The sequence below is a fragment of the Fructilactobacillus sp. X7R4C1 genome, assembly GCF_059901115.1.
Genome location: NZ_JBWXVD010000013.1, coordinates 1 through 1,124, shown reverse-complemented (window position 1 = coordinate 1,124; position 1,124 = coordinate 1). Strand labels below are relative to the sequence as shown.

General features: G+C 43.5%; 1 protein-coding gene. It reads left to right on the top strand.

Features of this window, described 5'->3' with window-relative positions:
* Positions 1-1,124 (top strand): mucin-binding protein (locus AC6UC9_RS06925; RefSeq protein ID WP_500701539.1); only part of this gene is annotated, 1,124 nt, incomplete at both ends.

Below are 1,124 nucleotides of genomic sequence, written 5' to 3'. Positions count from 1 at the left end.
CCAATTTATGTTCCACAAACTCGTAAGATCGATTATCAAGTTGCTCAACTGGGAAAATTAGTTCCAGTTGATTCCAATGGCAATCCGATTGACAATGGATCCCATGATGTTCCATACGAAACGCAACCAGACGATCCTACTAAAGCACAACAACCTCAATTACCCAATATTCCTGGCATGATTCCAATGGATCCCCATGATCCAAGTCAACCATTAAAACCAGGTCCAGATGGAACTTATCCATACCCAATTACGGATCCCGGTTCAGATACCAAGGTCCCTTATGGCCCCGCTACCAGTCAAGTAACCGATAATAGTGGTAAGGGAACCATTACCGTTCACTACAAGGACGCTAACGGCAATACCGTTTCACCAGATAAGCAAGTCAGCGTTCCGTTCACGAGAACTGGTACTAGAGATAATGAGACTGGTAACATTACTTGGGGCGACTGGGAACCAGTTGGCAATGCTAACCAAGTAATCACTTCACCAACTGTTCCTAATATGACTCCTAATCAGCCAACGGTTACTGGTCATGCCACGGAAGGTAAAGATGATGTTCATACCGTTATCTACAGTGACACCCTAACAACAGTAACTGATAATAGTGGTAAAGGAACTATTACCGTTCACTATGTTGATGCTAACGGCAAGACCATGGCAAAGGATCAAGTGGTTACCGTTCCATTTACTAGAACGGGGACTAAGAACGAAAAGACTGGTTCAATTACTTGGGGTGACTGGAAGCCAGCTGATAATGCTAACCCAGTTATTAATTCTCCCAAAATTACTGGTTACACACCAAGTCAAGCTAGTGTAACGGGTGATGCTGCTGAAGGAAAAGACGATGTTCATACCGTTGTCTACACTGCCAATGAAGAACAAGCTCATGTTGAATACATTGACCAAGATAATGGCAATAAAGTTCTAGTAACTGATAACTTAAACGGAAAGTTCGGTAGTCAATCTGATTACAGTACTGCGGATCGGATTGCTAGTTACGAAGCTCAAGGCTACGAGTTGGTATCCGACGGATACCCAAGTGGTTACAAGTTTGGCGACAATAATCCCACCTTCCAAGTTGTCTTAAAGCACAAGACCAAGGAAGTTACGCCAGATAACCC